This is a genomic window from Nitratifractor sp., from assembly GCF_015487065.1.
GTDB lineage: Bacteria > Campylobacterota > Campylobacteria > Campylobacterales > Sulfurovaceae > Nitratifractor.
This window is the reverse complement of sequence record NZ_WFQN01000101.1, coordinates 1-5091: the sequence shown is the minus strand read 5'-3', so window position 1 is coordinate 5091 and position 5091 is coordinate 1. Positions and strand designations below refer to the sequence as shown.

General features: G+C 54.3%; 7 protein-coding genes. 4 read left to right on the top strand and 3 right to left on the bottom strand.

Features of this window, described 5'->3' with window-relative positions; genetic code table 11:
• The first annotated feature begins 34 nt into the window (after positions 1-34).
• From F8I07_RS05310 to F8I07_RS05295, 4 genes are all read left to right on the top strand, one after another.
• Complete coding sequence (locus F8I07_RS05310; RefSeq protein ID WP_292656689.1) at positions 35-652, top strand: peroxiredoxin; 618 nt, start codon at positions 35-37, stop codon at positions 650-652.
• Between the two features lie 94 nt (positions 653-746).
• Entirely contained in the window at positions 747-1169 is a 423-nt protein-coding gene (locus F8I07_RS05305; protein ID WP_292656684.1) for a Fur family transcriptional regulator, read from the top strand.
• An 82-nt stretch (positions 1170-1251) separates the two neighbouring features.
• Positions 1252-2097: an acetyl-CoA carboxylase, carboxyltransferase subunit beta gene (gene accD, locus F8I07_RS05300; protein ID WP_292656682.1), complete on the top strand. Its 846-nt coding sequence runs from the start codon at positions 1252-1254 to the stop codon at positions 2095-2097.
• A gap of 1 nt (position 2098) precedes the next feature.
• Entirely contained in the window at positions 2099-2542 is a 444-nt protein-coding gene (locus F8I07_RS05295) for a hypothetical protein (RefSeq protein ID WP_292656679.1), read from the top strand.
• A 253-nt stretch (positions 2543-2795) separates the two neighbouring features.
• On the opposite strand, the gene F8I07_RS05290 is transcribed toward F8I07_RS05295, so the two are convergent.
• The 3 genes from F8I07_RS05290 to F8I07_RS05280 all read right to left on the bottom strand — a co-directional run.
• Positions 2796-3014: a cold-shock protein gene (locus F8I07_RS05290; protein ID WP_292656676.1), complete on the bottom strand. Its 219-nt coding sequence runs from the start codon at positions 3012-3014 to the stop codon at positions 2796-2798.
• A 337-nt stretch (positions 3015-3351) separates the two neighbouring features.
• Positions 3352-4611: a hypothetical protein gene (locus F8I07_RS05285; protein WP_292656674.1), complete on the bottom strand. Its 1260-nt coding sequence runs from the start codon at positions 4609-4611 to the stop codon at positions 3352-3354.
• 7 nt (positions 4612-4618) lie between these two features.
• Positions 4619-5091: DUF6524 family protein (locus F8I07_RS05280; protein ID WP_292656671.1), on the bottom strand; the 473-nt coding region annotated here is incomplete at its 5' end.

Below are 5091 nucleotides of genomic sequence, written 5' to 3'. Positions count from 1 at the left end.
GCTAATAACAGTATAATTTTGTTGTTGATAAAAAATATTAAATAAAAGGAGATCATATGATCGTTACCAAAAAGCCCCTGATTTCACCGCTCCCGCCGTCCTGGCCGACGGGACCATCGTCGAGGATTTCAACCTCTATGAGAATATCGGAGAGAAGGGCGCCGTCCTCTTCTTCTATCCTCTGGACTTCACCTTCGTCTGCCCCTCCGAGCTGATCGCCTTCGATCATCGGCTCAAAGAGTTCCATGACCGCGGCATCAATGTCATCGGCTGCTCCGTCGACAGCCAGTACAGCCACTTCGCCTGGAGAGAGACTCCTGTAGAGAAGGGCGGTATCGGCCGCGTCGGTTATCCCCTGGTCGCCGACCTTACCAAGCAGATCGCCCGGGACTACGATGTCCTGGTCAACGATGCCGTCGCCCTGCGCGGATCCTTCCTCATCGACAAGGACGGTACCGTCCGCCATGCCGTCATCAACGACCTGCCGCTTGGCCGGAACATCGATGAGATGATCCGCATGGTCGATGCGATGCTTTTCACCAACGAGCACGGCGAAGTCTGTCCCGCCGGTTGGCACAAAGGCGAAGAGGGGATGAAAGCCGATACCGAAGGCGTCGCCGAGTATCTGGCCAAACATGCCGAGGAGCTCTAAGCTCCCAGGCTCTCTTGAAGTGCGGGATCGAGTATTTAGGAGGATTGGATAAAATATTCGATCATGCACTTCACAAACTTTAACAAGGACTGAGATGAACAACTATGCCCAATTGCTGAAAGAACATGGTCTTAAAGCGACGTTTCAACGGATGACCATCCTTTCGACTATCGATGAATTGGGACACGCTAATGTGGATGAGATCTATGAGAAAGTTCGCGAGTCTCACCCCACGCTTTCCCTGGCGACCGTCTACAAGAACATCATTACGATGGTCGAGGAGGGGGTACTGGTAGAGGTCCCCATCGTCGGAAAGAAATCGAAATACGAACTGAAAAAAGAGGAACATCTCCATCTGGTCTGTACCGAGTGCGGCAGTGTCGTCGACTGCCAACTGGATGAGGATCTCGCTCATGATACCCGCAAAGTCGCCGACAGCTCCTCCTTCGCCCTCCGGGAGCGTCAGCTCAACCTCTACGGCCTCTGCAGTAAGTGTCAGGTCTCCAAAGCCTCCTGATTATTTCCTGAGTTTTTTTCCTTCCCCAAGGAGGGATTGGATATAATCAAACAAATTCTCTCCGGCCGAGAAGGAGTCCCGTATGAACTTCGGCAATATCTTCCGGGGGATGCGCAAGCAGCAGAGCAGCGACGCCCCCAGTCACTGGATCAAATGTCCCAAATGCCTCTCGCTGATGTACTACAAAGAGGTCGAGGCCAAGCACAACGTCTGTCCCAAATGTGCCCACCATTTCCGCATCGGAGCGCAGGAGCGGATCGCCCTGCTGGCGGACGAGGGGAGTTTCGAGGAGAAGGATGCCGGCCTGGTCCCGGTGGATCCACTGAAATTCGTCGATAAAAAGAGCTACAAAAAGCGCCTGGAAGAGGCCAAGAACAAAACCGAAGGTCGAACCTCTTCGGTCATCAGCGGCAGCTGTACCATCCAATCCCAACCGACGGAACTGGTGGTCTTCGATTTCGCTTTCATGGGAGGAAGCCTCGGGTCGGTCGAAGGGGAGAAGATCGTTCGCGCCGTCAACCGGGCCCTCGAGCGCAAAGCCGGGGTGGTCATCGTCTCCGCCAGCGGCGGGGCGCGGATGCAGGAGAGTACCTTCAGCCTGATGCAGATGAGCAAAACCTCCGCGGCACTCTACCGCCTTCACGAGGCGGGGCTGCCTTTTATCTCCGTCCTGACCGACCCCACCATGGGCGGCGTGAGCGCCTCTTTTGCCATGCTGGGTGATATCATCATGGCCGAGCCCAACGCCCTAATCGGCTTCGCCGGTCAGCGGGTCATCAAGCAGACCATCGGCGCCGACCTGCCCGAGGGGTTCCAGCGGGCAGAATTCCTCCTCGAACATGGGCTCATCGACATGGTGGTCAACCGCAATGAGATGAAAGAGAGCATCGGAAACTTTCTCAAGCTCTTTTTGCCGTCTCGCTCCTGAGGTGCGCAGCGTCGTATTTCTCCTCCTTCTTTTGCCGTTGGCGCTCTCAGCGCAAAAACCCGATACGGCAGAGTGTCAAAGCTGTGCCGTCAACAAAAAGATGATTCGTTGTGACTACTATGTGGCCGGCAAGGCCGTCAAAGAGAAGCAGAGCGAATGCGAGAATTACGCCCGGTATCTGGACCGCGACGGCACCCATGCCAACGCCGCCTGGTACTATCTTCTGGCGGGTCACCCTAACGAGGCGCTGCGCGCTGCCCGGAAGGCAATGGCGGAAGGGCAGACCTACGCGGCAGAGTATGCGGTCTTTGCTCTGCGGATACTGGGGCAGGGAACTGATGCTGACAGACTTCAGCAACAATATGCCGACCTGATCCGAAAAGCAGGGCGTTTTGAGCAAGACCGCAAGATTCTGGCGAAGCTCTATCCCCCAAACCTCTTATAAAAATTGCAAGCGCGTTGCCACTCCAGTACACCGATAAGATCAGAGTTAAAGCCATTATATTGAATGCCCTGAGGGATATTCACTCTTCCAGATCTGATCTTCTTTATACTGAAGGTCCTCAAGTCGGGCTCAGAGTGGCGAAACAATGTCTGAATGGTTATTGAAAAGACAACGCTAGTAAATCGTGGATAAAAATAAAAAGTGTGGGATAAAAAAAGAGTGTCAGCTCCGCGATGGCGGAGCTGAAAGGTGATTAGAGAGCGGTGACGTTTTCGGCCTGGGGGCCTTTCATGCCTTCACCGATCTCGAAGGTGACCTTTTGTCCCTCGTAGAGAGAGACACGGCCGCCGGTGGGGTTGTTGACTTGACGGAAGTGAACGAACACGTCGTTGCCGCCGTTGTCCTGCTGAATAAATCCGTAACCTTTTTCGTCGTTGAACCATTTAACGGTTCCTTGATGCAAATCTGCCATAGTAATACCTTTTTTGATGTAATGTTGAATCAAAATTCGGGGAGTCTTCAGGGGCTAGCGGAGCAACGGTAACGCGGCAACACAGTAACACACGAAGATGAACTCGAACCTCATCTTTCTTCGAGAGCCATTATAGCTGCAAAGTCTCCCAAAAGCAAGGCTTTGGGGAAAATAGGTGAAATTTTCGATTATATGTTCTCCGGAAAAGCTCGTCATTCCGGACTTGATCCGGAATCCAGGGCCTTAAATACCCATTGTACCGTCATCCTGAATCGAGTTCAGGATGACGATGAGGAATCTTTTCAGTTTTTCAGAGCACTCAATTATAAAAGGGAGATCAATGCTCTACAGGAATAAAGGCTTCAGTTCGTCCGTTGTACTCCAGATAGAGATCCCCGTCAGAGTAATCGGGCAGACGATCGCAGGAGATGTGGCGCAGCGACTGGGGTTCGATGGGGGTCGGGGGGACAACCCCCGAATGGGACCGGAGCGTCGCAGGGTAGAGCGAGGTGTTGAGGATCCAGAAATCGCTGTAGTCGGGCCGGTCGTCGAGTTCCTTTTTGACGCCGCGCTTCTGGGAGCTGGCCAGCCCCTCCAGGAGAAAGACGTCGTGATAGAAACTGTCGTCCACCGTCTCCGGGAGCAGTTCACCCCGACCGTTGCGTGAGACGAAGGCGACGATGTCGATCCCATCCCGGGTTTTCCGGTTAATCAGAGAATAGAGTCGGCGCTTGTCCCGGATCTTCTCCATCCCTTTGAAGCTGTGATAGGTGTCGATATGTCCCTGCAGCAGGATACGTTCCAGCCGGTCGAACTGCTCCAGTTCATAGGCGATCTTTTTATCGTGGATATATTCTCTGGCTCTCTGGGCCAGCTGTCGGCTCTTCTGACGGATACGGCGATTGAGCAGGGGATCGATGTAGCGCCGTACAAAGAGAATGACCCCGGCGAAGATCCGGCCGAAGAAGTATCCGATCCGTGAGAGAAAACGGTTGATCGGATGCTCAGGTCCCAAGGTCCGCTCCAGCCAGGCGAAGAACCAGCTGAAGGCGAAGACCTCCAGAATCGGGGTCAACCAGGAGTTGAAGAGGATTCCAAAGGTTTTTCCCAGCACCAGCAGCAGGGTTTTGGAGAGGCTGATGACGATCACCTTGAGCTCGGTAAAGAGAAAGAGGTGGCTCAGGTAGCCGCTGCTGTAGAGGAGCCAGACCGAGAGAATCGAGGCGACGAGGGCCAGCAGCAGATTGCGGAGCCTGGCGCGGAACCCCAGCCCCAGATAGTACTCCCTGGCCTCTTTCAGCGCTGTGGAGACGGGCGTGAGGATATTGCGCCTCAGCCAGCGGGAGAAGACATTGTCCAGAAACCAGCGTTTGAGCAGGAGGACCGATCCCTGCAGAAAGGTCAACCCCTTGAAAAAAGCCAGCAGTTTGAGTTTGGAAGCACTGTAAAAGGAGAGAATCGCACCCTTGAAAGCGAGGGAAGCCGCCAGCATATATCCCAGGACCCATCTCCAGCTCTCGGGGAAAAAGGTGTAGAGCACAATCCCGATGAGCAGGGGAATGAGAATAAAGAGAGCGGCGAGATCGCGGCGGCGCATCGGAGGTTTAGTCTTCGACGTCGTTGGATTCGGTGGTGTAGACCCCTGTGGCGGTCTTCCAGATAATGGAGGCGTTGAGCCCCAGCCAGATGATCAGGCCCATCCCGATAGTGATGACCCAGCCGAGAACCGTCCAGTCGGAGGTATCGAGCCATCCTTTGGTCGCGAGACCGTAGACAAAGGCGGCGATGATGGCGGCGGCGATGGCGGCCCCGTACCACTTGATACTCTGATAGATCGCTTTGAAAGCCATGATCCAGAGGGCGATCATCACGAGGATGAAAAAGGGACGGAATCCCTCCAGAGGATTGCCTTGGCTGATGTAGTGAATGAAATGGTGTCCGGTGGGGTTCCAGGTCCCGGCGGCCAGGGCCATGGCCATAATCATCGAGACCCACCAGCGTAGGTGACGAACCGTTTTGCCATTCTTGGTCGTTGACTTTTTGATCAGAATGTCAGGAAGCATTGTCGAACCTTTTT

What these genes read in the sequence shown, in the direction of transcription:
- accD (WP_292656682.1), top strand. Translation starts at nt 1,252, where the DNA reads ATGAACTTCGGCAATATCTTCCGGGGGATGCGCAAGCAGCAGAGCAGC.
- F8I07_RS05290 (WP_292656676.1), bottom strand. Translation starts at nt 3,014, where the DNA reads ATGGCAGATTTGCATCAAGGAACCGTTAAATGGTTCAACGACGAAAAA.
- F8I07_RS05305 (WP_292656684.1), top strand. Translation starts at nt 747, where the DNA reads ATGAACAACTATGCCCAATTGCTGAAAGAACATGGTCTTAAAGCGACG.
- F8I07_RS05285 (WP_292656674.1), bottom strand. Translation starts at nt 4,611, where the DNA reads ATGCGCCGCCGCGATCTCGCCGCTCTCTTTATTCTCATTCCCCTGCTC.